Source organism: Streptomyces sp. UH6, assembly GCF_013421635.1.
GTDB classification, from domain to species: Bacteria; Actinomycetota; Actinomycetes; order Streptomycetales; family Streptomycetaceae; genus Streptomyces; species Streptomyces abyssomicinicus.
This window is the reverse complement of the sequence record NZ_JACADT010001130.1, coordinates 1-1,707: the sequence shown is the minus strand read 5'-3', so window position 1 is coordinate 1,707 and position 1,707 is coordinate 1. Positions and strand designations below refer to the sequence as shown.

The following is a 1,707-nucleotide window of genomic DNA, read 5'->3' as shown; positions in this document are numbered from 1 at the left end:
CGGGCCGTCCCGGCGCCGGGGTTTCGACGGCGGAGACGCCCGCCGAGGTGGGGAAGATCACACCGGCGCCGGTCGTGGTGGTCCTCCCGCCGCGCACGCACCGGACCCCCGGCGGGGCACCGTCGTGCCCCGCCGGGGGTCGTCTCCCGCAGGGTCGGTCAGTCGGCGAAGTTGACGCCGAAGCCCGGGTAGCCGGAGGTGGAGACACCGACGGCGGTGGGGGACAGGGAGCGCGAGCCGGTGGTGGTGATCTTGCCGGTGGTGGTGTTCACCGGCAGGTAGACCACCGAGCCGTTGTCGTTCTCCCAGGAGCCGGCGACCAGGTCGGCGCGGCCGTCGCCGGTGACGTCGTCGAGCTTCACGTCCATGCCCAGGTTGTCGTTGTCCTCGTTGCCCCCGGGGAAGCCGGCCGTGTCCTGGTGGAAGGACTGCGAGCCGGCGCCGGTGATGCCGGCGGCGGAGCCGTAGAGGACGACGATGCTGCCGGCGTCCTCGTAGCCGTCGACGTCCTCGCCGGGGACGCCGACCGCGAGGTCGAGGTAGCCGTCCTTGTTGACGTCGCCGAGGTCCAGCTCGAAGCCGAACCGGTCGTCGGTCTCGGAGGCCCCGGGGACGCCGGAGGTGTCCTGGTTGATGGCGGTGATCTCGTCGACGCCGGTGCCGGTGCCGTAGGTGATCCAGACCTGGCCGCCGCGGGCGCCGTACGGGGTGGCGCCGTACCCGTCGGACTCGTTCCACTCGGCGCCGCTGACGATGTCGCCGAAGCCGTCGCGGTCGATGTCGCCGATCGCGGTGACGACGCCGGGGCGCAGCTCCTGGTAGCTCTCCGCCTGGAGGCCGGACTTGCCGCCGAGGAACAGGTAGTTGTGCGGGTAGCCGTCGTACTCGTCGAACTCCATGCCGTCGACGACCAGGTCCGTGGCGCCGTCCCCGGTGACGTCCCCGGCGTGGATGTTGATCGGCGGGATGTCCTCCTGCGGGTCGGGCTGCCCGGTGTAGAGCGGCGTGACGACCCCGTACCAGCCGCCGGTGGCACCGGCCCTGGTGATGCCGCCCCGGTAGACGTAGAGCTTGGTCTTGGTGGTCGTGGCCGCGAGGTCGGCCTGGCCGTCGCGGTCGAAGTCGCCGATCGCGAGGGTGTTGCCCCACTGGTCGTGGGAGCTGGAGGCCGGGTCCTTCACGGTGATGGAGCCGCTGCCGGTCAGGCCGGAGGCGGAACCCCACAGGATGGTGACCGAGCCGGCGTCCACGTCGCCGGACACGTCCTCGCCGGGCGCGCCGACCGCGAGGTCGTCGCAGCCGTCCTTGTCGAAGTCGCCGAAGGCGGTGTCCAGGCCGAAGCGGTCCCCGGCCTCGGCGGCGCCGGGCACTCCGGCCGTGTCCTGACTGATCACGGTGCGCTTGGTGGCGGAGATCCCGGTGCTGCTGCCGTAGAGGGCGACGATCTGGCCGGCCTCGGCCTTGCCGCCGACGTGCGCCAGCATCGCGCCGGTGACGACGTCGCCCTTCCCGTCGCAGTTGAAGTCCGGCCGCAGCACGGTGGCCGAGTCGGCGGCGACCGCGGTGGTGGCGGTCGCCACGGTGAGCAGGCCGCCGGTGAGCACGGCCGCGGCGGCGGTCGCCAGGGCGGTGCGCGTTCTGTGGTTCATGGTCCTCCTGACGCGCTCGGGCGCGTTGGTGTACGGGCCGGCTGGGGCCGGGCGGAGT

The 1,707-nt window shown here is 72.9% G+C and carries 1 protein-coding gene; it reads right to left on the bottom strand.

The window, feature by feature from the left end:
- Positions 1-158: 158 nt before the first annotated feature.
- The gene (locus HW445_RS29920) at positions 159-1,649 is read right to left on the bottom strand and encodes an FG-GAP-like repeat-containing protein (RefSeq protein WP_180223945.1); all 1,491 of its coding nucleotides are present in this window, start codon (positions 1,647-1,649) and stop codon (positions 159-161) included.
- Between the last annotated feature and the right edge of the window lie 58 nt (positions 1,650-1,707).

Excerpts from the sequence above, each read along its gene's own strand:
- HW445_RS29920 (WP_180223945.1), bottom strand. The coding sequence starts at position 1,649 with ATGAACCACAGAACGCGCACCGCCCTGGCGACCGCCGCCGCGGCCGTG.